Here is a 21,333-nt window from a genome sequence, read left to right on the forward strand (position 1 = left end):
ACAGCGAGGCACCGAACGAAAGGGGCAAAAGCGCTTGGTTACTTGGCGCTTCTCCAAGTGACCCGCCGTAAGGGCGGAACCAATAGAAGCCGTTACCGCAAAAACGGATATCCCCCCAACCAACCAACCAACCAACCGCACAACAAACAATGCCCTCATTTGCCCATACCCCCCATGTCTGCTAGTGTCGCGCCGGTTTAACGTCAACCGGAAATCGCCGCCATGGCCCGCAAAAAAGCTGCACTGGATTTCGAACAATCCCTCGCCGACCTGCAAACGCTGGTAGAGCGACTGGAGAACGGCGAACTGTCGCTGGAAGACTCGCTGACGGCTTTCGAGCAAGGCATCGGTCTGACCCGTGATTGCCAGGCAGCGCTGGCCCAGGCCGAGCAGAAGGTTCAAGTGCTGCTCGAACGTGATGGCGAGCTCGCCGAGGAACCCTTCGACGCGGATCAACCAGAATGATTGCAGCGTATTCGGCGACGAGCCAGGCCCGCGTCAACGCGGCACTGGAAACCCTGTTCAACGCACCAAGCCCGGAACTCGCGCGGCTCTACGAAGCCATGCGCTACAGCGTGATGAACGGCGGCAAGCGCGTGCGTCCACTGCTGGCCTACGCAGCGTGCGAAGCGCTGGGCGGCAAGGCCGAGCAAGCCAACGGCGCTGCCTGCGCGGTGGAACTGATCCACGCTTATTCGCTGGTGCACGACGATTTGCCGGCGATGGACGACGACGATCTGCGTCGCGGCCAGCCGACCACCCACAAAAAATTCGATGAAGCCTGCGCGATTCTCGCCGGTGACGGTTTGCAGAGCCTGGCCTTCAGCGCCCTGCTCGACCCGCGCCTGAGCACGTCCGATGCGGAGATCCGCCTGCAAATGGTCAGCGCATTGGCGTTGGCAGCAGGACCGGCCGGCATGGTCGGCGGTCAAGCCATCGACCTCGGTTCGGTCGGCTTGAAGCTCGATCAGAATGCCCTCGAATACATGCACCGGCACAAGACCGGCGCGCTGATTGAGGCCAGCGTCAAACTCGGCGCCCTCGCCAGCGGCCGGGCCGAGAAAGACGAACTGAAGTCCTTGCAGACTTATGCACAGGCCATCGGCCTGGCCTTCCAGGTGCAGGACGACATTCTCGACGTCGAAAGCGATACCGAAACCCTCGGCAAACGCCAGGGCGCCGACATCGCGCGCGACAAACCGACCTACCCGGCCCTGCTCGGCCTCGATGCGGCCAAAGCCTACGCGCTGGAACTGCGCGATCAGGCCCTGCACGCGCTGCGACCGTTTGACGCGGCCGCCGAGCCATTGCGCGATTTGGCCCGGTATATCGTCGAACGGCGCAGCTGACAGCGTATCCGCCAAAAAAGAGCAACGCGTGGGCAGGGGCCGATGCATCAGGTAAACTGCCGCCTCTTCTATACCTATAACGATTCGCCTGATGCCCACGACGTTTCATGAGATTCCCCGCAAGCGCCCGACCACGCCCCTGCTCGACCGTGCCAACACGCCGGACGGCCTGCGCCGGTTAGGCGAAGCCGAGCTGGAAACCCTGGCCGATGAGTTGCGCCTGGAATTGCTCTACACGGTCGGTCAGACCGGCGGGCATTTCGGTGCCGGCCTGGGCGTCATCGAGCTGACCATAGCGTTGCATTACGTCTTCGACACCCCGGACGACCGGCTGGTGTGGGACGTGGGTCATCAGGCCTATCCGCACAAGATCCTCACCGGCCGTCGCGAGCGCATGGGCACCCTGCGCCAGAAGGATGGCGTCGCCGCCTTCCCGCGCCGCTCCGAAAGCGAGTACGACACCTTTGGCGTCGGCCACTCCAGCACCTCGATCAGCGCAGCGCTGGGCATGGCCATTGCCGCCCGCTTGCAAAACAGTGATCGCAAGGCGATTGCCGTGATCGGCGACGGCGCACTGACCGCCGGCATGGCGTTCGAGGCGCTGAACCACGCGCCGGAAGTGGACGCCAACATGCTGGTGATCCTCAACGACAACGACATGTCGATCTCGCGCAACGTCGGTGGCTTGTCGAACTACCTGGCGAAAATCCTTTCCAGCCGCACCTACGCGAGCATGCGTGAAGGCAGCAAAAAGGTCCTGTCGCGCCTGCCCGGCGCCTGGGAAATCGCCCGTCGCACCGAAGAATACGCCAAAGGCATGCTGGTTCCCGGCACGCTGTTCGAAGAGCTGGGCTGGAACTATATCGGCCCGATCGATGGCCACGACCTGCCGACCCTGATCGCCACTCTGCGCAACATGCGCGATCTCAAAGGCCCGCAGTTCCTGCACATTGTCACCAAGAAAGGCAAAGGCTTCGCCCCGGCGGAAGTCGACCCGATCGGTTACCACGCCATCACCAAACTCGAACCGCTGGACGCTCCGGCCGCTGCGCCGAAAAAAGCCAGCGGTCCGAAGTATTCCGGCGTGTTCGGCGAATGGCTGTGCGACATGGCCGCGGCCGACCCACGCTTGGTGGGCATCACCCCGGCGATGAAAGAAGGCTCCGACCTGGTGGCCTTCAGCGAGCGTTTCCCGCTGCGCTATTTCGACGTGGCGATTGCCGAACAGCACGCCGTCACCTTCGCGGCGGGCATGGCCTGTGAAGGCGCGAAACCGGTGGTGGCGATCTACTCGACGTTCCTGCAACGCGGCTACGATCAGCTTGTTCACGATGTGGCGGTGCAAAACCTCGACGTCTTGTTCGCCATCGACCGCGCCGGTCTGGTCGGCGAAGACGGCCCGACGCACGCAGGCAGTTTCGACCTGTCGTTCCTGCGCTGCATCCCCGGCATGCTGGTGATGACCCCGAGCGACGAAAACGAACTGCGCAAAATGCTCACCACGGGCCATCTGTACAACGGCCCGGCGGCGGTGCGTTACCCGCGCGGCAACGGCCCGAACGCAACGATCGAGAAAGACCTGCAACCAATTGAAATCGGCAAAGGCGTGGTTCGCCGTCAGGGCAGCAAAGTCGCCCTGCTGGTGTTCGGCGTGCAATTGGCCGAGGCGCTGAAAGTCGCCCAGACGCTGGATGCCACCGTGGTCGACATGCGTTTCGTCAAACCGCTGGATGAAGAGCTGGTTCGCGAAATCGCCGGCAACCATGAGTTGCTGGTGACCATCGAAGAGAACGCGATCATGGGCGGTGCCGGTGGCGCGGTCAGCGAATTCCTCGCCCGCGAGAACATCCTCAAGTCGGTGCTGCACCTGGGCTTGCCGGACCTTTACGTCGAACACGCCAAGCCCGCGCAAATGCTGGCCGAGTGCGGACTGGATGAGGCAGGGATCGAGGCCTCGATCCGCGAACGCCTGCAACTGCTAGCTCAGTAACCCCTCCCCCTGTAGGAGCGAGGCTTGCCCGCGAAGACGATCTAACGGTCAACATAAATGTTGAGTGTTATGGCCTCTTCGCGGGCAAGCCTCGCTCCTACAAGTCCCGTGTTTGCTACGGATTACCCATGAAACTCTCCCGCCTCGCCCTGACGCTGACCCTTCTGCCGTCCGGCCCGCTCCTGGCCGACACTTTCGAACGCGATCAAGCCCTGAAACTGCCCGACGTACTGATCAGCGCCAACCGCCAGGTCGAAGCGCGCAACGACAGCAGCGCCGCCAACACCGTGTTCACCCGCGACGACATCGACCGCCTGCAACCGGGCAGCGTCACCGACCTGCTGCGTCGCGTGCCGGGCGTGCAAGTCGGGCAGACCGGCGGGCGCGGCAGCTTGCCGGGGGTTTACATTCGCGGCACCAAATCCGCTCAGAGCCTGGTGCTGGTGGACGGTCAACGCATCGGCAACTCGACTTCCGGCGACAGCAACCTGCAACACATCAACATCGAGCAAGTCGAGCGCGTGGAAGTGCTGCGCGGCTCCCGCTCGGTGATTTATGGCAGCGATGCAATTGGCGGGGTGATCCAGATTTTCACCCGTCGTGGCGCCGAACAAGGCCTGCAACCGCGCCTGCACATGGGTTTTGGCAGCAACCAGACGTGGGAGCGCAGCCTTGGCGTGTCCGGTGGCGATGAGCAAACCCGCTTCAACCTGGGCGCCAGTCTCGATGAGACCGCCGGGATCAATCGCACCCACGCGTCGTACCCCAGCGATGGTGATCACGATGAGTATCGCAACAAGTCGGTGAGCCTGAGCCTGAGTCACGCCCTCACCGATGACCTCGAAATCGGCGCAAACTTGCTGGATAACCGTGGCAAAAGCGCGTTCGACAGTCCGCTCGGGCGCTACGACGAAATGACAAAAGCGTCCTACCAACAGCAGCCTTACAGCGATTTCAGCGTGAGCGGCGTCAGCAGTTACATCGATGCACAGGTCAATGACGCGTGGAAAACCCGCATCGAATTCGGCCACAGCGAAAACCGCGAGAAGCTCATGGACAAGCTCAGCGATGAACGCAGCGTGTTCAACACCTACCGAGACTCGGTGAACTGGCAGAACGACCTGACGCTCGACGCGCGCAACAGCCTGATCCTCGGCGGTGATTGGTACGAAGACCGCATCAACAGCAGCACCGCATTCGACGAGGACAGCCGCTGGAATCGCGCGGCGTTTATCCAGCATCGCTATCAGGCCGACAGTTTCTCCACGGAGCTGGGCTTGCGCCGCGACCAGAACCAGCAGTTTGGCAGCCAGAACAGCTGGAGCGGCACCTTCACCCTGCCGTTGAACCCGGAAAACGATGTGCTGCTGACCTACAGCGAAGGCTTTCGCGCACCGACGTTCAATGATTTGTATTACCCGAATTTCAGCAATCCGGACCTGAAGCCTGAAACCTCGAAAAGCTACGAGCTGCAATGGCGCAGTCAGCTAACCGAAAACAGCCGCCTCGAAGCCTCGCTGTATCGCACCGATCTCAAGGACGCGATTATCTTCGGCAGCAACACCCCCCCGCAGAACGTCGCCTCGGCACGGATCAACGGGTTTGAAGCGGCGTTGAAGCAGGAGCTGTTCGGTTGGCAGAGTAACCTTGGCGTGGCGTTCATCGACCCGCGTGATCGCGACAGCGGGCACACCCTGGCGCGTCGTGCACGGCGGACCTTGAGCCTGGATCTGGATCGACAGTTTGATCGACTGGGTCTCGGTGCCAGTTGGCAAGCGGTGAGCAGCAGCTTTGACGATGAGGACAATCGGCAGCCGTTAGGCGGGTATGCGCTGTTGGGGCTGCGCAGCAGTTGGGAGCTGAATCGTGAGATCAAGCTTGAGCTGAAGGTCGATAACCTGCTGGACAAGGGTTACAGCCGGGCGTTGTACAGCCATGAGGGCAGTCAGTATGGGTATCGCGAAGAAGGTCGGGCGTGGATGTTTGGGGTGACCTGGACGCCGGAGATCTGATCTGACATTTGCGGTGTTCGGGCGGGCCTCTTCGCGGGCAAGCCTCGCTCCTACAGAGGATCACGGTGCTTTGTAGGAGCGAGGCTTGCCCGCGAAGGTGGCGCCGCGGTTTAACGATCGGGCGCTATCAATTGGCAGAGCTTGGCCGTTGCCTCGATCATCTGCCCACTCGGCCGCTCCAGCCCTTTATCCGTCACCAACCGCAATCGCCCCTGCGCCACCGCCGCCACTTGCGGCCAGGCCTTCCACGCCTCCAGCTGCGCCTGATCACTGGCCAGAATCACCTCGGGATTACGCTGCAACACCGCCTCCACGCTGACTTGCGGCGCCGGCAATGCCAGGTCGGCAAACACATTGCGCGCGCCGCACACGTCCAGCGCATCGCTGATGATCTGCCCGCCACCGACGGTGTACAGCGGACGATCCCAGACCTGATAAAACACCCGCAGCGGTTCATCCCGCCGATAACGCTGGCGCAGTGTATCGAGGCGCTGACGCAGGTCGCTGGCCAATGACACGCCTCGCTCGGGCCGGCCGAGCTGCGTGGCAATCGCCTCGATTTGCGCGGTCAGTTGATCAAGAGTGTGGGGGTCGGCGACGTACGTAGGGATGTTCAGGCGCTTGAGTTGTTCACGCTGGGCCGAGCCGACACTGCCGGGCCAGAGCAGCAGCAAATCGGGTTTGAGGCTGAGCAACCGCTCCATGTCCAACTGGCCATAGCGGCCAACGGAAGGCAGGTCTTTGAGTTCAGCAGGACGATCGCCGGCATCCAGTACGCCGACCAGAAGATCAGCAGAACCCAGCTCAACGACGATTTCAGAGAGAGACGGCGCGAGGCTGACGACGCGCTCGACCGCAGAGGTCAGGCTACTGACGACCAGCAGCAAAACCGCCAGCCCGATGCGGCGCATCAGCCGAGTTGACGCGGGATACGGTAGAGGTAGAACAGCACCGTGGTCGACAGCGCCAACAGCACCAACGGCACCGCTTCAAGACCGACGAATACGGCCAACGCACCGATCCAGGCCGGTAAACCGGCGGCCAGAAACGCAGTACGGCGCTTGGCAGCCAGGACAATCCACGCGGCGGGCTCTTCAGGGGTATCGAGGGCTTTCTGGGTGGCGATCAGTGCGTGTTTGTAGCCACCGAAAAACTTCAGGCTGACAAACATCGAGGCCACACCGGCGATGAACAGCGGCATCGCCAGCACCGGCAGGATCGCCTCGCCCTGGCCAAACACGCCGTTGATCACGAACAGCGGCAGCAGGGCCAACGCCAGGTATTGCCACCAACTGACGGACAGTCGGCGCCGCACTTGACCCCGGGTCACGCCCGGTCTACCTCACCCTGATGCTCGTTGCCCATCATGTGGTCGAGCTTGCTGGCCTTGGTGGCCAGGTAGAGTTTGTTGTGCGGATTGTGGCCAGTGTGCAGCGGCACGCGCTCGGCGACGACGATGCCCATGTCGGTCAAGGCTTTGACCTTGCGCGGGTTGTTGGTCATCAGGCGCAGGGATTTCACCCCCAGGTGCTCAAGCATCGGCAGGCACATGGCGTAGTCGCGCTGGTCGGCGGCGAAGCCCAGACGCTCGTTGGCTTCAACGGTGTCGGCGCCGCCGTCCTGCAATTCATAGGCGCGGATTTTGTTCAGCAGGCCAATGCCACGGCCTTCCTGACGCAAATACAGCAATACGCCACGGCCTTCGCGGGCGATGGCCTGCAAGGCAGCCTCGAGTTGCGAGCCGCAGTCGCAGCGCTGGCTGAACAAGGCATCGCCGGTCAGGCATTCAGAGTGCAAGCGGCCGAGTACCGGGGCACCATCGTCGAACTCACCGAGGCTCAGGACAACGTGCTCGCGCCCGTTCTCTTCATCGAGAAAGCCATGCATGGTGAATTGCGCAAAAGGCGTTGGCAGCTTGGAAGCGGCGACAAAAACGACAGGCACCGGTGTGCTCCTGATCAATAAGTACTGGAGATTCGCAGACGCGGCATTGTAACAGCAGGTTCCTACAGACGCTTAGGCTGAATTATGGAGCATAACGATCTAAAAGTTTGATCACCGAGTGCGCAACAACACCTGTAGGAGCCGGCTTGCTGGCGATAGCGGAGGTTCAGCCTGCATATTTATCGCCTGAATGGACGCCATCGCCAGCAAGCCGGCTCCTACAATGTTCGCGGTGTGCCGCGGAATTTGTGTTCAATTCGGGTCGAACGGATACGGCTGTTTCCAGCGTTCGAAAATCGGTTTCAACTGGCCGTTTTTGACCAGCACGTCCATTCGCTGGTCGAACAGCGCCATCAGTTTTCGCGCCTTGGGCGTATTGGCAAAGCACAGGTACAGCGGCAATTCCGCGATGTGCGTGCGCCGGAACTGGGACGGATCCTTGGTCCAGCGGAGCACGTAATCCACCTCGGTCAGCGCGTCGATGTAGTAGTCGGCACGGTTGTGGGTCAGCATCGACAGAATGCCGGTGCGCCGCATCACCTCGTTATAGCGACGTACGTTGGGCAGGTAGTTCTGGAAGCTGTAACCCCGGACCCAGGCCAGCCGGTAGTTGCCCAGCGTTTGCGGCGTCGGCACCGGATTGCTGGCCAGCCCCAAGGCGTAGATGTGATCGGTGTCGTAATTCCAGCGCGGATACAGCAGGTCGCTGACGTCATCCCGATAACCACCTACACAGGCGTCCACTTCGCCACGCTGCGCCAGGCCGATGGCGCGAATGTAGGGTTCGGTCCTGATGTCCAGTTTGACGCCGACCGGTTCGAAGACTTCGCGCAACACGTCCCAACCCAGGCCATGGCCATCGGCGGCGGTGTAGTCCTCCCAGTCTTCGCTGGCCAGATGAATCACCGATGGCGTTGTCACTGCCTCCCCCGCCTGGGCGAGCGAAGCAAACAGTGCGAAACCCATCACAGCCAACCAGCGTCGAGCCATCCTAGTTCCCTGTTCCGCCACTCAGGCGAAAATCCATACCAGCCCCTGCATCGCCAGCCACGCGAACACTCCGGCCAATACGTCGTCGAGCATGATCCCGACACCGCCGTGCACATGCCGGTCAATCCAGTGAATCGGCCACGGCTTGAGGATGTCGAAGAAGCGGAACACCAGAAAACCCGCGAGCAACCAGTACCAGCCTTCCGGCACCAGCCACAGGGTGATCCACATCCCGACCATTTCGTCCCAGACGATGCCTTCGTGATCGTGCACCCGCAGATCGTCGGCCACTTTGCCGCACAGCCAGAAGCCGAACAGCATGGTGATGCCCAGCATCAGCCAGTAACCCCAGTCGGGCAGCATCTGCCACAACGGAATAAAGGGTAGCGCAACTAACGAACCCCAGGTGCCCGGTGCCTTTGGCAAGGTGCCCGAGCCGAAGCCGAACGCCAGGAAATGCCAGGGATTGCGCCAGACCGACGGCGGTACGAATTCCGCCGGAACCTGTTTGGGATGATCTGTCACGGTGTCTCCCGAAAATGTTGATAGCCCCGGGTTTTCGGGGTGATGTCTTGTCCGGCGGCATCCAGCAGCACAACGCCCGGCCCCGTGACCACGCGCCCGATCACATGGATTGGCCAGCCATCTGCCAGCAACCCCGGCAACTCGACGGACGGTAAGGTGAAGGCCAGTACGTAATCGTCACCACCGCTCAGGGCGGCGTGTTCGGCGCCCGATTGACCGAGGAAGGCCACTAAGGCCTTCGACAGCGGCAAGCGGTCCCGCTCAACCTGAATGCCGACCCTCGACGCGAGCGCGATGTGCCCGCAGTCGGCGAGCAAGCCATCGGAGATGTCCAGCGCCGAAGTGGCTTTACCGCGCAACGCCTGACCCAGCGCGAGTTGCGGCTGCGGCGACCAGTAATGCGCCAGCAGCGGATCGGCGATGGCGGCTTCAGCCGTACGCTGACCGAGCACCAGCGGCAAGGCACCGGCGGCGTTGCCCAGCTCACCGCCGACGCACAGCAGGTCGCCTGGTTGCGCACCGCTGCGGGTCAACGCCAAACCACTTGGCACACGCCCGAACACGGTCATGGTCAGGCTCAGCGGCCCACGGGTAGTGTCGCCCCCCACCAGCGCAACGCCGCAGTTCTGCGCCATGCGGTTCAAACCACGGGCATAGGCGTCCAGCCAATCGGCGGTTACCGTCGGCAAGGTCAGGGCAAGGGTAAAGGCAACGGGCGTGGCGCCCATGGCCGCCAGATCGCTGACGGCCACGGCCAGCGAACGCTGACCGAGCAGAAACGGGTCGCAGGGGTCTGCGAAATGCACACCGGCCACGAGCGTGTCGGTGGAAATCGCCAGCTGCTCCCCGGGAGGAACAGCGAGCAAGGCGCAGTCATCGCCGATCCCCAGGGCAACGCCTTCGCCGCCCTGCGCACAAGGCGCGGCGGCGAAGAAATTGCGGATCAGCTCAAACTCGCCCATGGCTGAGACAAAGAGTTCAAGCGCCAATCAGCGCTTGAACGCCTTCACTTCAGCTTCACGCAGACGCGGGGCCAGCTTGTCGAGTACACCGTTGACGAACTTGTGGCCGTCGGTGGAACCGAAGACCTTCGCCAGTTCAATACCTTCGTTGATCACAACGCGGTAAGGCACATCGACGCGCTCGAGCAGTTCCCAGGTGGACAGGCGCAATACCGCCAGTTCAACCGGGTCCAGCTCTTCAATGGTCAGGTCCAGGCAAGGTGTCAGTGCGGCGTCGATACGGTCTTTCTGCGCGGGAACCCCATGCAGGATTTCACGGAAGTAGGCGCCGTCGACATCGCTGAAATCGTTATCGACCCGGAACTGCGCTTCGATCTCGTTCAGCGATTGCCTGGCCATGTGCCATTGGTACAGCGCCTGAGTCGCGAGCTGACGGGCTTCGCGACGCTTGACGCTTTTCGATGGCTTGCCGGCATCCGCAGGCTTTGGATCGCGCGGGTTGAAACGATCGCTTTCGTCGCTAATCACTTGGCCTCCAACTGCGCCAGCAGGCTGACCATTTCCAGAGCGGACAGGGCAGCTTCGGCACCTTTGTTACCGGCCTTGGTGCCGGAACGTTCGATGGCTTGCTCGATGGAATCAACGGTCAGGACGCCGAAGGCAACCGGAACGCCGAACTCCATGGACACCTGGGCCAGGCCCTTGGTGCATTCGCCCGCCACGTATTCGAAGTGCGGAGTACCGCCACGAATGACCGCGCCCAGAGCGATGATGGCTGCGAACTCGCCCTTCTGAGCGACTTTCTGCGCAACCAGCGGGATTTCGAAGGCGCCAGGTGCGCGGATGATGGTGATGTCGCTTTCGCTCACGCCATGGCGAACCAGGGCATCAACTGCACCGCTGACCAGGCTTTCAACAACGAAGCTGTTGAAACGGCCCACTACCAAAGCGTAGCGGCCTTTAGGGGCGATGAAGGTACCTTCGATGGTCTTCAGGGTCATTCGTTAGTTCTCTTAAAGAGCCGGGACGCGTCTTCTACGCGTCCCTCAGTGATATTTGAACCGCGAATACAGGGCCGGGAACAACCGGTCATTATTCGGAGGGCACGTATTCTACAACTTCCAGATCGAAACCGGATATCGCATTAAATTTCATTGGCGCAGACATCAGGCGCATTTTGCGCACGCCCAGGTCCCGAAGGATCTGCGAACCGGCACCGACGATGCTGTAGGTGGTCGGTTTTTTCACCGCGGCGTGATCGGCGGTTTCGCGGATGTGCGCCAGCAACACGTCGCCATCGAGCGGGTGACCGAGCAACAGCACCACGCCGCTGCCAGCCTCGGCAACCGCGGCCATGGCGGCGCGCAGGCTCCAGCGGCCCGGTTGCTTGACCATCAACAGGTCGCGCAGCGGGTCCATGTTGTGCACGCGAACCAGGGTCGGTTCTTCGGCGCACACGGTGCCCAGGGTCAGGGCCATGTGCACGTCGCCTTCCACGGAATCACGATAGGTCACCAGGTTGAATTGGCCCAGTTCGCTGTCCAGTGGCTGCTCGGCAATCCGCTGAACGGTACGTTCGTGGATCATCCGGTAGTGAATCAGGTCGGCGATGGTGCCGATCTTGATGTTGTGCTCGGCGGCGAAAGCTTCCAGTTCGGCGCGACGGGACATGGTGCCGTCGTCGTTCATCACTTCGCAGATCACGCCGCTCGGCTCGAAACCGGCCATGCGCGCGAGGTCGCAGGCAGCTTCAGTGTGACCGGCGCGAGCCAGGGTGCCACCGGCCTGGGCCATCAGCGGGAAGATGTGGCCGGGGCTGACGATGTCTTCAGCCTTGGCGTCTTTCGCGGCAGCGGCCTGCACGGTGCGCGCACGGTCAGCGGCGGAGATGCCGGTGGTCACGCCGGTGGCGGCTTCGATGGACACGGTGAACTTGGTGCCGAAACCGGAACCGTTGCGTGGAGCCATCAACGGCAGCTTCAGCGTTTCGCAGCGCTCGCGGCTCATCGGCATGCAGATCAGGCCACGGGCGTGCTTGGCCATGAAATTGATGTGTTCGGCCTGGCAGCACTCGGCGGCCATGATCAGGTCGCCTTCGTTCTCGCGGTCTTCGTCATCCATGAGGATGACCATCTTGCCTTGGCGGATGTCTTCAACCAGTTCTTCGATGCTATTGAGCGCCACAAGGCACCCCCTTGGGTCAGGATTTGAGGTAGCCGTTGGCGGCCAGAAAGCTTTCGGTAATGTTACTGGAAGTCGGCTCGGCGGCCTTGTCACCCAGCAACAGGCGCTCCAGGTAACGGGCCAGCAAGTCCACTTCCAGATTCACCCGGCGACCCGGCTGGTACGACGCCATGATGGTTTCGCTCAGGGTGTGCGGAATGATCGTCAGCAAGAACTCGGCGCCATCGACCGCGTTCACGGTCAGGCTGGTGCCGTCGACGGTGATCGAGCCTTTGTGGGCGATGTACTTGGCCAGTTCTTTCGGTGCACGGATGCGGAATTCCACGGCGCGTGCGTTCTCGGTGCGGGCAACCACTTCGCCCACGCCATCGACGTGACCGCTGACCAGGTGCCCGCCGAGGCGAGTGGTCGGGGTCAGGGCTTTTTCCAGATTGACCGGGCTGCCGCTTTTCAGGTCGTTCATGGCGGTGCAGTCGAGGGTTTCGCGACTGACGTCCGCGGCAAAACCGTTGCCTGGCAGCTCAACGGCCGTCAGGCACACGCCGTTGACCGCAATGCTGTCGCCCAGTTTGACGTCGCTCAGATCGAGCTTGCCGGTTTCTACATGGACCCGCACATCTCCGCCTTTTGGGGTCAATGCACGAATACTGCCGATGGATTCGATGATGCCGGTAAACATGAAGTCCTCCTCGAGAACAGGGCCGTCGCGTGGCGCAGGCCCGGAATTATACGCTCGCCGTCGGCGCAGGAATGGCAATGACTCGCCAGTCATCGCCAACCGCGCGGATTTCAGTGATTTTGAGCTCGGGCGCGTCTTTCATCTGCGCCAGTGGCCAGTCCAGCAACGGGCGCGCTGACGAGCCCAGGAACTTGCCGGCGATGAAGATCTGGAATTCGTCCACCAGACCTTGCTGGGCAAAGGCCCCGGCCAGACGCGGACCGGCCTCGACCAGCACTTCGTTGACGCCGCGATTGGCCAGTTCGACCAGCAACTTGCGCAGGTCAACCAAGCCATCGTCGCCGGCCACAATCAGGCATTCCGGGCCGTTGGCGTATTGTTCTTCAATCGCCATGCAGGTGGCGACCAGCGCCGGGCCGGCCTTGAAGAATGGCGCATCGAGCGGCACGCGCAGGCGGCCATCGATTAAAACGCGCAGCGGCGGACGGCTCATTGCCAATGCGGTTTGCTCGGCGTCCAGCCCCAACTCGTCAGCGCGCACGGTCAAACGGGCGTTATCCGCCAGCACCGTGTCGGCGCCGGTCAGCACCACGCTGGCCTGGGCGCGCAGGCGTTGAACCGCCGAACGTGCGGCCGGGCCGGTGATCCATTGGCTTTCGCCGCTTTCCATCGCCGTGCGACCGTCGAGGCTCATGGCCAACTTGACCCGCACGAACGGCAAGCCGTGTTCCATGCGCTTGAGGAAGCCTTGATTGAGCTTACGTGCCTCACCCTCCAGCACACCGCTTTCGATGGCAATGCCGGCCTGAGCCAGACGCTGCATGCCACGGCCGGCCACCGACGGGTTCGGGTCCTGCATCGCCGCGACGACGCGTGCGAGGCCGGCATTCACCAGCGCATCGGCGCAAGGCGGCGTGCGGCCGTGGTGGCTGCACGGTTCGAGGGTCACGTAAGCGGTGGCTCCACGGGCCTTGTCGCCCGCAGCGCGCAGCGCGTGGACTTCGGCGTGGGGTTCGCCGGTGCGCTCGTGCCAGCCTTCGCCGACAATCTGCCCGTCCTTCACGATCACGCAGCCAACACGCGGGTTGGGATGCGTCGTGTAATGGCCTTTGCGCGCCAGTTCCAGGGCGCGGGCCATGTAATGGGCGTCGAGGATGGCAAGCTCTGTGGAGGTGGTCATTCTTTCACCGGCTCACGGGCCAGGCGATCGATCTCTTCGCGGAACTCGTTGAGGTCCTGGAAGCGCCGATACACGGAGGCGAAACGAATGTAGGCGACTTCATCGAGCTTTTGCAGCTCGGCCATCACCAGTTCACCGACCACGAGGGACTTGACCTCGCGCTCGCCGGTGGCGCGCAGCTTGTGTTTGATGTGCACCAGCGACGATTCGAGGCGCTCGACACTCACCGGGCGCTTCTCCAGCGCACGCTGCATGCCGGCGCGGAGTTTTTCTTCGTCGAACGGCTGGCGGCTGCCGTCGGTTTTGATCAGGCGCGGCAACACCAGTTCAGCGGTTTCGAACGTCGTGAAACGCTCGCCGCAGGCCAGGCATTCGCGCCGGCGGCGCACCTGTTCGCCCTCGGCGACCAGACGCGAGTCGATGACCTTGGTGTCGTTGGCACCGCAGAAGGGACAGTGCATGGTGGCAGGCAACAAAAAAAGGGAGGGCCATGGTAGCGCATCCCGGTGGCAAGACAAGCCATAGGGTTTGCGGTATACAGACTGGCTATAGAGAATGATCCATGGATTTCACCTTGCTGGAGCCGCAAATGTCACTCAGACCGCTCGTATTGCTCAGCCTTTTCAGCCTGTTGGTGGCCTGCAGCAGCGATGCACCCAAGCCCCAGCCGCCAACGCCCGGCCCCGCTCCACAGGCGGCGCAGAAAAAAGCCCGCGAGTCCGCCAACCTCGGTCCGCTGCCCGCTTATCAGCGTGAATTGAGCGGCACCCTGCAAGGCGTGCCGGCCGGTGCCGAAGTCGAATTGGCGCTGCTGGTGATCGATGAAAAGGATCGCCCGCAACAATTGCTCGCCAGCTCCAGCCTGATCGGCACCAATCAGGTATTGCCGTTTCACCTGCGCTTCAACCCGGATTCGTTTCCGGCCGGTGCCCGCGTGGAACTGCGAGGCCGCGCCAGCCAGTCCGGCCAGCTGATTCTGCACCTGCCGTCACAAGTCATCACCCAGCCGACGACCCAGGCCCTGGGTCAACTGCAATTCGTCAAAGCGCCATGATTGCACCGCTCGACCTGCAACAGGCGTTGGGGGAGTTGCTGGGCGATGCACAACTTGTCCCGGTCGCCTTGCCTGATACCGCGCTGAAACTCTGGCTGATCGACGGCGACAACATGGACCGCGCCTTTAGCCCGGAAGAAACCCGGCGGATCCTGCATGAACCGCCGTATTGGAGTTTCTGCTGGGCCAGCGGGTTGTCGATGGCCCGCTATCTCGCTGAATTCCCCGAGTGGGTCAAAGGCAAACGCGTGCTGGATTTTGGTGCCGGTTCCGGCGTCGCGGGGATTGCCGCGGTGAAGGCCGGGGCGCTGGAAGTGGTGGCGTGTGACCTGGACCCGCTGGCGATTGCCGCCTGTCGGGCGAATGCCGAACTCAATGAAGTGGAACTGAATTACTCGACGGACTTTTTCGCCGAGGCAGATCGCTTTGATCTGATCCTGGTGGCCGACGTGCTGTACGACCGGGAGAATCTGCCGCTGCTCGATGAGTTTTTGAGTCGCGGCCGGGAAGCGCTGGTGGCGGATTCGCGGGTGAGGGATTTTCGTCATCCGTTGTATCAACGCATCGAAATGCTCGAAGCGATGACCTTGCCGGATCTGGCCGAGCCTGAAGAGTTTCGGTATGTGAGCCTGTATCACGCGCGGCGGTAGTTAAAAGCTTCGCGGGCAAGCCTCGCTCCTACAGGTTTAGTGCCGCTCTTAATAACGACGCGGACCTGTAGGAGCGAGGCTTGCCCGCGAAGGCAATCTGTCAGACTGCGCACACTTTCAGCCCCCCCCGCCAAGCCGTATAGTTGCCCCATTCACGCTTTTACGAGATCCCCCATGAGTCAGCAAACGCCGTACATCTTCGACGCCACGACTGCCGATTTCGACCAGTCGGTGATCGAGAACTCTTTCCACAAACCGGTGCTGGTGGATTTCTGGGCCGAATGGTGTGCGCCCTGCAAAGTGCTGATGCCGATGCTGCAGACCATCGCCGAGAGCTATCAGGGCGAGTTGCTGCTGGCCAAGGTCAACTGCGATCTGGAACAAGACATCGTCGCTCGCTTCGGCATCCGCAGCTTGCCGACCGTGGTGTTGTTCAAGGATGGCCAGCCAGTGGACGGTTTTGCCGGTGCGCAGCCGGAATCCGCCGTCCGCACCATGCTGGAGCCTCACGTACAAATGCCGCCACCGGCGGCGGCTGATCCGTTTGAACAGGCTCAGGCGCTGTTTGACGAGAGCCGTTTCGCTGACGCAGAAGCCATTCTCAAAGTGCTGCTGGGCGAAGACAACACCAACGCCAAAGCGCTGATTCTGTATGCCCGTTGCCTGACTGAACGGGGTGAGCTGGGTGAAGCGCAAACCGTGCTCGACGCGGTGAAAAGCGATGAACACAAGGCCGCATTGGCCGGTGCAAAAGCGCAGATCCAGTTTCTCGGCCAGGCCAAGGACTTGCCGGATGCCGCCGACTTGAAGGCGCGCCTGGCGAAGAATCCGCAGGACGATGAAGCGGTGTATCAACTGGCGATCCAGCAACTGGCCCGTCAGCAGTACGATGCGGCGCTGGATGCATTGCTCAAGCTGTTCGTGCGTAACCGCAGCTACAGCGAAGGCTTGCCGCACAAGACGTTGCTGCAAGTGTTCGAATTGCTGGGCAATGATCACCCGCTGGTGACCACGTATCGCCGCAAGTTGTTTGCTGCGCTGTATTGATCGCAACCTTGTAGGAGCACGGCTTGCCGGCGAAGGCGTCCTTGAGATCGCCTTCGCGAGCAAGCTCTGCTCCTACAAATTGGGGTTGATCCAGCTGTAGAGCGGCGTATCACCGCCGCTCGACACTTTCACTTCCGCGCTATGCCGCAACCGCACCAGCAGACGCTTGCCCGACGCTGCGCTGCCAGTCAAACCTTCCAGTTGCTCCAGCAAATCCGGCCCGCTCAGTTGCCCGGCCTTGCGCAGCAGATCCTTTGCGATCTGCCACTGCGCATCATCCTGATTCACCGGTTTGGCCGGCGCTGCACTGACCTCTGGCTTGACTACCTGCACCTGCGCGCCGAGCCGCGCCCAGTCAGCGTCGTCCATCTCCAGGGTCAAATCCACCGGCCAGTCGCCGATGCTTCCGCGTATACGCAACATGGTTTCGCTCCCGCACATTTCTGACCTGCATGCTCCCATGGGACTTGTGCAACGCCAAGTAGCCGGTCAAACTCCTCGCACTTACGTTATAAGATTACATAACAAATTCTTCATTTTACTTTTCGGAGACCCGCCATGCGCCGTCTGCTGCTCGCTTTGCCGTTTGCCCTGTTGCCGCTGGCCATCGCCCATGCCGCCGATGAGCATGATCACGACCATGAACACGGCAGCCTCGGTGCCCACGAGCATGGTGTCGGTCGCCTGAACGCAGCGCTGGACGGTCAGACCCTGGAGCTGGAGCTGGAAAGCCCGGCGATGAACCTGGTGGGTTTCGAACACGCGGCCGCCAGCGACGCCGACAAAGCCAAAGTCGCCACCGCCCGTGCACAACTTGAAAAACCGCTGGCCCTGTTCAACCTGCCGAAAGCGGCGGGTTGCGTGGTCGCGACTCAGGAACTGGAAAGCCCGCTGTTCGGTGACAAGCCGGATGCCGATGATGATCATGACGACGATGCCAAAGACGAGCATCACCACGACCACAGCGAAATCCACGCTCATTACCAGTTCACCTGCGCGACGCCGGGCGCACTGAAAACCCTGGATCTGACAAACCTCTTCAACACGTTCCCGGCGACCCAGAAAATTCAGGTACAACTGATCAGCCCGAGCGGGCAGCAAGGGGTAGAAGTGACGGCCAAGGCGGCCGCCCTGAAATTCTGATCCACCACCGCCCCCTGTAGGAGCCGGCTTGCTGGCGATGAACGATAACGCGGTCTCATCCAAGGACCGCGGCGAACGCAATCGCCAGCAAGCCGGCTCCTACAGGTCATCTGCATTCATGAAACCGGTGTTATGACCCAAGCACTCATCGAACTGTCCGACCTGGGCTTCAGCTGGCCCGGTCATCCGCCGCTGCTGGACATCCCGGCCTTTCGCCTGGAACCGGGTGAAACCCTGTTCCTCAAAGGCCCCAGCGGCAGCGGCAAGACCACCCTGCTCGGCCTGCTCGGTGGCGTGCAAAAGCCCGATCGCGGCAGCATTCGCCTGCTCGGCCAGGAACTGACCGAACTCGGTGCCGGGGCGCGTGATCGCTTTCGCGTCGATCACACCGGCTACATCTTCCAGCAGTTCAACCTGCTGCCGTTTCTCTCGGTGCGCGAGAACGTCGAGCTGCCCTGCCACTTCTCCAGGCTGCGCGCCGAACGGGCGATCCAGCGTCATGGCAGCGTCGATCAGGCGGCGGCAACCTTGCTCGCTCATTTGGGTTTGAAGGATGAAAGCATCCTCGGTCGCCGCGCCGACTCGCTGTCCATCGGCCAACAGCAACGCGTCGCCGCCGCCCGTGCGTTGATCGGTCAGCCGGAGCTGGTGATCGCCGACGAACCGACTTCCGCGCTGGATTACGACGCCCGCGAAAACTTCATTCGCCTGTTGTTCGCCGAATGCCGCGAAGCCGGGTCGAGCCTGTTGTTCGTCAGCCACGACCAAAGCCTTGCGCCGCTGTTCGATCGCAACCTGTCGCTGGCCGAACTCAATCGCGCCGCCACGCCTGCAGAGGTTTGAGATGTATTTGTTTCGTCTAGCCATGGCCAGCCTGGCTAACCGCCGCTTCACCGCGATCCTCACCGCGTTCGCCATCGCCCTGTCGGTCTGCCTGCTGTTGGCCGTGGAGCGCGTGCGCACCGAAGCCAAGGCCAGTTTTGCCAGCACCATCAGCGGCACCGACCTGATCGTCGGCGCCCGCTCCGGTTCGGTGAACCTGCTGCTGTACTCGGTGTTCCGCATCGGCAATGCCACCAACAACATCCGCTGGGACAGCTTCGAGCACTTCGCCAACAACCCGAAAGTGAAGTGGGCGATCCCGATGTCGCTGGGCGATTCCCATCGCGGGTATCGGGTGATGGGCACCACCGAGGCGTACTTCGAGCATTACCAGTACGGTCATCAACAACACCTGGAACTGGCCGACGGCCGCGCCTTCGCCACCGATCCGTTCGAAGTGGTGCTCGGCGCCGAAGTGGCCGATGCACTGCACTACAAACTCGGCGACAAACTGGTGCTGGCCCACGGCGTGGCGGTGATCAGCCTGGTCAAGCACGACGACAAACCGTTCACCGTGGTCGGCATTCTCAAACGCACCGGCACCCCGGTGGACCGTACATTGCACATCAGCCTCGGAGGCATGGAAGCGATTCACATCGACTGGCACAACGGCGTGCCGGCGCGCGGCAACGGTCGGATCAGTGCTGATCAGGCACGCAACATGGACCTGACGCCGCAAGCGATCACCGCGTTCATGCTCGGCCTCAACAGCAAGATTTCGACCTTTGCCCTGCAGCGCGAAATCAACGAATTCCGTGGCGAACCAATGCTGGCGATCCTGCCGGGCGTGGCGCTGCAAGAATTGTGGAGTTTGATGAGCACCGCAGAAAAAGCCTTGTTCGTGGTCTCGCTGTTTGTGGTGCTGACCGGGTTGATCGGCATGCTCACGGCGATTCTCACCAGCCTCAATGAACGTCGGCGCGAGATGGCGATTCTGCGTTCGGTGGGCGCGCGGCCATGGCACATCGCGACGTTGCTGGTGCTGGAGGCGTTCGCCCTGGCGCTGTCGGGCGTGATCGCCGGCGTGGCCCTGCTTTATGTGGGCATCGCCGCTGCACAAGGCTACGTGCAGGCCAATTACGGTCTGTTTCTGCCGCTGGCGTGGCCCAGCGAATATGAATGGACGCTGCTCGGTGGCATCCTGATCGCCGCGCTGCTGATGGGCAGCGTGCCGGCGTGGCGCGCGTATCGCCAATCCCTGGCCGATGGCCTGTCGATCCGACTATGAGGACGTTAATGATGCCCCGCGCTTTGCTTGCGCTGTTGATGCTGGTTGCCTTGCCGCTGTGGGCCGCCGAGCCGAAAGAGCTGACCTGGTCGGAAATGATCCCGCCGGACGCCGCGCCGGAAGTGCCAAACATGACACCCCTGCACGACCTCTCGCAGATGGGCAGCGCGCTGTCCGCCGAGTCGGCGCCAGCCGCGAAACAGGACATGCCCAATGCACCGGTGGTGAAGAGCCTCGACGGCCAGAGCATTCGCCTGCCGGGCTACATCGTGCCGCTGGAAGTGAGTGAAGAAGGCCGCACTACGGAGTTTCTGCTGGTGCCGTATTTCGGCGCCTGCATCCATGTACCGCCACCGCCGTCGAACCAGATCGTGCATGTGAAAAGCGAAGTCGGCGTGAAGCTGGACGAGCTGTATCAGCCTTATTGGATTGAGGGGGCGTTGCAGGTCAAGGCGTCGACCAGTGAGTTGGCGGATGCCGGGTATCAGATGGAGGCGGACAAGATTTATATCTATGAATTGCCGGAGTGAATCCCGGTAGTCATGTGTTGATTTGAAGGACGCCTTCGCGGGCAAGCCTCGCTCCTACAGGTGTGGCGCTAACCCGTAGGAGCGAGGCTTGCCCGCGAAGGCATCCTCAAAGGTTCCGCAAAAAAACGGGCCATCACCGTTTCATTGAGCTGAGTCAAAAGACCGGACCAGACCGCTCCGTACCATTGGACATCGAACATTTTTAACGTCCTCTGGAGCCTCCATGTACAAGTCCTTGCTCAGCGCCTCGCTGTTTGCCCTCGCGCTCGCAGCCCCGCTCGCCCACGCCCACGAAGCCGGCGACATCCTCCTTCGTGCCGGTGCAATCACCGTCAACCCGAAAGCCGACAGCTCCGACGTCAAAGTCGATCAAGGCCCGCTGGCAGGCACCAATCTGGGTGGCAAGGCCACCATGAGCAGCGACACCCAACTGGGTCTGAACTTCGCTTACATGCTCAACAGCCACTGGGGCATCGAGCTGCTCGCGGCCACGCCATTCGAACATGACGTGAAGCTCAAAGGCACCGTGCTGGGCGCGGCCAACGGCAAACTCGGCAGCCTGAAACACCTGCCGCCGACCTTGAGCGTTGTCTACTACCCACTGGACGGCAAGTCTGCATTCCAACCGTACGTTGGCGCCGGTATCAACTACACCTGGATCTACGACGAGCACGTCGGCAGCGAGGCCAGCGCCAATGGCTTCAGCAACTTCAAGGCAGACAACTCCTGGGGCATGGCGTTTCAGGTCGGTGCCGACTACATGATCACCGACAACATCATGCTCAACGCCCAAGTGCGTTACATCGACATCGATACCACCGCCACCGTGGAAAACAACGCCGTGGCACAAGGCACCCGTGCCAAGGTCGATGTCGACGTGGACCCGTTCATCTACATGGTGGGCCTGGGTTACAAGTTCTAAAATCGTTCACGTGGTGGGAACGAGCTGAAAAAAAAAGGCGCCTTCACAGGCGCCTTTTTCTT

25 protein-coding genes are annotated in these 21,333 nt (G+C 61.8%); 12 read left to right on the forward strand and 13 right to left on the reverse strand.

Features of this window, described 5'->3' with window-relative positions; all coding sequences use genetic code 11:
• The first annotated feature begins 222 nt into the window (after window positions 1-222).
• The 4 genes from ACM6IO_RS20930 (at window position 223) to ACM6IO_RS20945 (ending at window position 5,351) form a co-directional block, all read left to right on the forward strand.
• The gene (locus ACM6IO_RS20930; RefSeq protein ID WP_007894317.1) at window positions 223-465 is read left to right on the forward strand and encodes an exodeoxyribonuclease VII small subunit; all 243 of its coding nucleotides are present in this window, start codon (window positions 223-225) and stop codon (window positions 463-465) included.
• Window positions 462-1,349, forward strand: a complete 888-nt coding sequence (gene ispA / locus ACM6IO_RS20935) for a (2E,6E)-farnesyl diphosphate synthase (protein ID WP_414912150.1) — start codon at window positions 462-464, stop codon at window positions 1,347-1,349. Before ACM6IO_RS20930 ends, ispA begins: the two co-directional genes overlap by 4 nt.
• 91 nt (window positions 1,350-1,440) lie before the next feature.
• Window positions 1,441-3,339 (forward strand): 1-deoxy-D-xylulose-5-phosphate synthase, encoded by a 1,899-nt coding sequence (dxs, locus tag ACM6IO_RS20940; protein ID WP_414912151.1) that lies wholly within the window; start codon window positions 1,441-1,443, stop codon window positions 3,337-3,339.
• Between the two features lie 128 nt (window positions 3,340-3,467).
• The gene (locus ACM6IO_RS20945; RefSeq protein ID WP_414912152.1) at window positions 3,468-5,351 is read left to right on the forward strand and encodes a TonB-dependent receptor domain-containing protein; all 1,884 of its coding nucleotides are present in this window, start codon (window positions 3,468-3,470) and stop codon (window positions 5,349-5,351) included.
• Window positions 5,352-5,461: 110 nt separating this feature from the next.
• Here ACM6IO_RS20945 and ACM6IO_RS20950 read toward each other — a convergent pair whose 3' ends face one another.
• The 12 genes from ACM6IO_RS20950 to nrdR form a co-directional block, all read right to left on the reverse strand.
• On the reverse strand, window positions 5,462-6,262 hold the full coding sequence (locus ACM6IO_RS20950; protein WP_414912153.1) for a cobalamin-binding protein: 801 nt from the start codon (window positions 6,260-6,262) through the stop codon (window positions 5,462-5,464).
• Window positions 6,262-6,681 carry a hypothetical protein gene (locus ACM6IO_RS20955; RefSeq protein ID WP_008033728.1) on the reverse strand — a complete coding sequence of 140 codons (420 nt, stop codon included), beginning with the start codon at window positions 6,679-6,681 and terminating at the stop codon, window positions 6,262-6,264. The genes ACM6IO_RS20950 and ACM6IO_RS20955 overlap by 1 nt, the downstream gene beginning before the upstream one ends.
• Window positions 6,678-7,295: a GTP cyclohydrolase II gene (gene ribA, locus ACM6IO_RS20960; protein ID WP_008033730.1), complete on the reverse strand. Its 618-nt coding sequence runs from the start codon at window positions 7,293-7,295 to the stop codon at window positions 6,678-6,680. Before ribA ends, ACM6IO_RS20955 begins: the two co-directional genes overlap by 4 nt.
• A 252-nt stretch (window positions 7,296-7,547) precedes the next feature.
• A complete protein-coding gene (locus ACM6IO_RS20965) occupies window positions 7,548-8,285 on the reverse strand; it encodes a substrate-binding periplasmic protein (protein ID WP_192228072.1) in 738 nt (245 codons plus the stop codon).
• 21 nt (window positions 8,286-8,306) lie between these two features.
• A complete protein-coding gene (locus ACM6IO_RS20970) occupies window positions 8,307-8,810 on the reverse strand; it encodes a phosphatidylglycerophosphatase A (RefSeq protein ID WP_008033735.1) in 504 nt (167 codons plus the stop codon).
• Window positions 8,807-9,772 (reverse strand): thiamine-phosphate kinase, encoded by a 966-nt coding sequence (gene thiL / locus ACM6IO_RS20975; RefSeq protein ID WP_414912164.1) that lies wholly within the window; start codon window positions 9,770-9,772, stop codon window positions 8,807-8,809. Before thiL ends, ACM6IO_RS20970 begins: the two co-directional genes overlap by 4 nt.
• Before the next feature lie 27 nt (window positions 9,773-9,799).
• Window positions 9,800-10,300: a transcription antitermination factor NusB gene (nusB, locus tag ACM6IO_RS20980; protein ID WP_008042952.1), complete on the reverse strand. Its 501-nt coding sequence runs from the start codon at window positions 10,298-10,300 to the stop codon at window positions 9,800-9,802.
• On the reverse strand, window positions 10,297-10,773 hold the full coding sequence (ribE, locus tag ACM6IO_RS20985) for a 6,7-dimethyl-8-ribityllumazine synthase (protein WP_003228649.1): 477 nt from the start codon (window positions 10,771-10,773) through the stop codon (window positions 10,297-10,299). The genes nusB and ribE overlap by 4 nt, the downstream gene beginning before the upstream one ends.
• Before the next feature lie 91 nt (window positions 10,774-10,864).
• Window positions 10,865-11,956: a bifunctional 3,4-dihydroxy-2-butanone-4-phosphate synthase/GTP cyclohydrolase II gene (gene ribBA, locus ACM6IO_RS20990; protein WP_008033745.1), complete on the reverse strand. Its 1,092-nt coding sequence runs from the start codon at window positions 11,954-11,956 to the stop codon at window positions 10,865-10,867.
• Window positions 11,957-11,972: 16 nt separating this feature from the next.
• Complete coding sequence (locus ACM6IO_RS20995) at window positions 11,973-12,635, reverse strand: riboflavin synthase (protein ID WP_008033746.1); 663 nt, start codon at window positions 12,633-12,635, stop codon at window positions 11,973-11,975.
• 46 nt (window positions 12,636-12,681) lie between these two features.
• Window positions 12,682-13,815, reverse strand: a complete 1,134-nt coding sequence (gene ribD, locus ACM6IO_RS21000; RefSeq protein WP_192228073.1) for a bifunctional diaminohydroxyphosphoribosylaminopyrimidine deaminase/5-amino-6-(5-phosphoribosylamino)uracil reductase RibD — start codon at window positions 13,813-13,815, stop codon at window positions 12,682-12,684.
• A complete protein-coding gene (nrdR, locus tag ACM6IO_RS21005; protein WP_003228656.1) occupies window positions 13,812-14,276 on the reverse strand; it encodes a transcriptional regulator NrdR in 465 nt (154 codons plus the stop codon). Before nrdR ends, ribD begins: the two co-directional genes overlap by 4 nt.
• A 128-nt stretch (window positions 14,277-14,404) precedes the next feature.
• Between nrdR and ACM6IO_RS21010 the strand changes: the two genes are divergently transcribed.
• The 3 genes from ACM6IO_RS21010 (at window position 14,405) to trxA (ending at window position 16,566) form a co-directional block, all read left to right on the forward strand.
• Complete coding sequence (locus ACM6IO_RS21010; protein ID WP_032832770.1) at window positions 14,405-14,869, forward strand: YbaY family lipoprotein; 465 nt, start codon at window positions 14,405-14,407, stop codon at window positions 14,867-14,869.
• Window positions 14,866-15,519, forward strand: coding sequence for a class I SAM-dependent methyltransferase (locus ACM6IO_RS21015; RefSeq protein WP_414912154.1), 654 nt, complete (start codon window positions 14,866-14,868; stop codon window positions 15,517-15,519). Before ACM6IO_RS21010 ends, ACM6IO_RS21015 begins: the two co-directional genes overlap by 4 nt.
• A gap of 174 nt (window positions 15,520-15,693) precedes the next feature.
• Window positions 15,694-16,566 (forward strand): thioredoxin, encoded by an 873-nt coding sequence (trxA, locus tag ACM6IO_RS21020; protein ID WP_223415638.1) that lies wholly within the window; start codon window positions 15,694-15,696, stop codon window positions 16,564-16,566.
• 72 nt (window positions 16,567-16,638) lie between these two features.
• Here the strand turns inward: trxA and ACM6IO_RS21025 are convergent, their stop codons facing one another.
• Window positions 16,639-16,989, reverse strand: coding sequence for a hypothetical protein (locus ACM6IO_RS21025; RefSeq protein WP_414912155.1), 351 nt, complete (start codon window positions 16,987-16,989; stop codon window positions 16,639-16,641).
• Window positions 16,990-17,124: 135 nt separating this feature from the next.
• On the opposite strand from ACM6IO_RS21025, the gene ACM6IO_RS21030 reads away from it, so the two are divergent.
• From ACM6IO_RS21030 to ACM6IO_RS21050, 5 genes are all read left to right on the forward strand, one after another.
• Entirely contained in the window at window positions 17,125-17,709 is a 585-nt protein-coding gene (locus ACM6IO_RS21030; protein ID WP_192228077.1) for a DUF2796 domain-containing protein, read from the forward strand.
• 132 nt (window positions 17,710-17,841) lie between these two features.
• The gene (locus tag ACM6IO_RS21035) at window positions 17,842-18,552 is read left to right on the forward strand and encodes an ABC transporter ATP-binding protein (protein WP_008033756.1); all 711 of its coding nucleotides are present in this window, start codon (window positions 17,842-17,844) and stop codon (window positions 18,550-18,552) included.
• A 1-nt stretch (window position 18,553) separates the two neighbouring features.
• A complete protein-coding gene (locus ACM6IO_RS21040) occupies window positions 18,554-19,819 on the forward strand; it encodes an ABC transporter permease (protein ID WP_008033758.1) in 1,266 nt (421 codons plus the stop codon).
• Window positions 19,820-19,830: 11 nt separating this feature from the next.
• Window positions 19,831-20,349, forward strand: coding sequence for a DUF3299 domain-containing protein (locus ACM6IO_RS21045; RefSeq protein ID WP_032829112.1), 519 nt, complete (start codon window positions 19,831-19,833; stop codon window positions 20,347-20,349).
• A gap of 223 nt (window positions 20,350-20,572) precedes the next feature.
• Window positions 20,573-21,271: an OmpW/AlkL family protein gene (locus tag ACM6IO_RS21050; RefSeq protein ID WP_414912156.1), complete on the forward strand. Its 699-nt coding sequence runs from the start codon at window positions 20,573-20,575 to the stop codon at window positions 21,269-21,271.
• Window positions 21,272-21,333 lie beyond the last annotated feature (62 nt).

The sequence above is a fragment of the Pseudomonas sp. IT-P44 genome (assembly GCF_949768225.1).
GTDB classification, from domain to species: domain Bacteria; phylum Pseudomonadota; class Gammaproteobacteria; order Pseudomonadales; family Pseudomonadaceae; genus Aquipseudomonas; species Aquipseudomonas migulae.

What these genes read in the sequence shown, in the direction of transcription:
- dxs (WP_414912151.1), top strand. Translation starts at nt 1,441, where the DNA reads ATGCCCACGACGTTTCATGAGATTCCCCGCAAGCGCCCGACCACGCCC.
- ACM6IO_RS20950 (WP_414912153.1), bottom strand. Translation starts at nt 6,262, where the DNA reads ATGCGCCGCATCGGGCTGGCGGTTTTGCTGCTGGTCGTCAGTAGCCTG.
- trxA (WP_223415638.1), top strand. Translation starts at nt 15,694, where the DNA reads ATGAGTCAGCAAACGCCGTACATCTTCGACGCCACGACTGCCGATTTC.
- ACM6IO_RS20965 (WP_192228072.1), bottom strand. Translation starts at nt 8,285, where the DNA reads ATGGCTCGACGCTGGTTGGCTGTGATGGGTTTCGCACTGTTTGCTTCG.
- ACM6IO_RS21025 (WP_414912155.1), bottom strand. Translation starts at nt 16,989, where the DNA reads ATGTTGCGTATACGCGGAAGCATCGGCGACTGGCCGGTGGATTTGACC.
- ACM6IO_RS21015 (WP_414912154.1), top strand. Translation starts at nt 14,866, where the DNA reads ATGATTGCACCGCTCGACCTGCAACAGGCGTTGGGGGAGTTGCTGGGC.
- ACM6IO_RS21050 (WP_414912156.1), top strand. Translation starts at nt 20,573, where the DNA reads ATGTACAAGTCCTTGCTCAGCGCCTCGCTGTTTGCCCTCGCGCTCGCA.
- ACM6IO_RS21030 (WP_192228077.1), top strand. Translation starts at nt 17,125, where the DNA reads ATGCGCCGTCTGCTGCTCGCTTTGCCGTTTGCCCTGTTGCCGCTGGCC.
- ACM6IO_RS20945 (WP_414912152.1), top strand. Translation starts at nt 3,468, where the DNA reads ATGAAACTCTCCCGCCTCGCCCTGACGCTGACCCTTCTGCCGTCCGGC.
- ACM6IO_RS21010 (WP_032832770.1), top strand. Translation starts at nt 14,405, where the DNA reads ATGTCACTCAGACCGCTCGTATTGCTCAGCCTTTTCAGCCTGTTGGTG.
- ribD (WP_192228073.1), bottom strand. Translation starts at nt 13,815, where the DNA reads ATGACCACCTCCACAGAGCTTGCCATCCTCGACGCCCATTACATGGCC.
- ACM6IO_RS20995 (WP_008033746.1), bottom strand. Translation starts at nt 12,635, where the DNA reads ATGTTTACCGGCATCATCGAATCCATCGGCAGTATTCGTGCATTGACC.
- ispA (WP_414912150.1), top strand. Translation starts at nt 462, where the DNA reads ATGATTGCAGCGTATTCGGCGACGAGCCAGGCCCGCGTCAACGCGGCA.
- ACM6IO_RS21045 (WP_032829112.1), top strand. Translation starts at nt 19,831, where the DNA reads ATGCCCCGCGCTTTGCTTGCGCTGTTGATGCTGGTTGCCTTGCCGCTG.
- thiL (WP_414912164.1), bottom strand. Translation starts at nt 9,772, where the DNA reads ATGGGCGAGTTTGAGCTGATCCGCAATTTCTTCGCCGCCGCGCCTTGT.
- ACM6IO_RS21035 (WP_008033756.1), top strand. Translation starts at nt 17,842, where the DNA reads ATGACCCAAGCACTCATCGAACTGTCCGACCTGGGCTTCAGCTGGCCC.
- ribE (WP_003228649.1), bottom strand. Translation starts at nt 10,773, where the DNA reads ATGACCCTGAAGACCATCGAAGGTACCTTCATCGCCCCTAAAGGCCGC.
- ACM6IO_RS20930 (WP_007894317.1), top strand. Translation starts at nt 223, where the DNA reads ATGGCCCGCAAAAAAGCTGCACTGGATTTCGAACAATCCCTCGCCGAC.
- ACM6IO_RS21040 (WP_008033758.1), top strand. Translation starts at nt 18,554, where the DNA reads ATGTATTTGTTTCGTCTAGCCATGGCCAGCCTGGCTAACCGCCGCTTC.
- nrdR (WP_003228656.1), bottom strand. Translation starts at nt 14,276, where the DNA reads ATGCACTGTCCCTTCTGCGGTGCCAACGACACCAAGGTCATCGACTCG.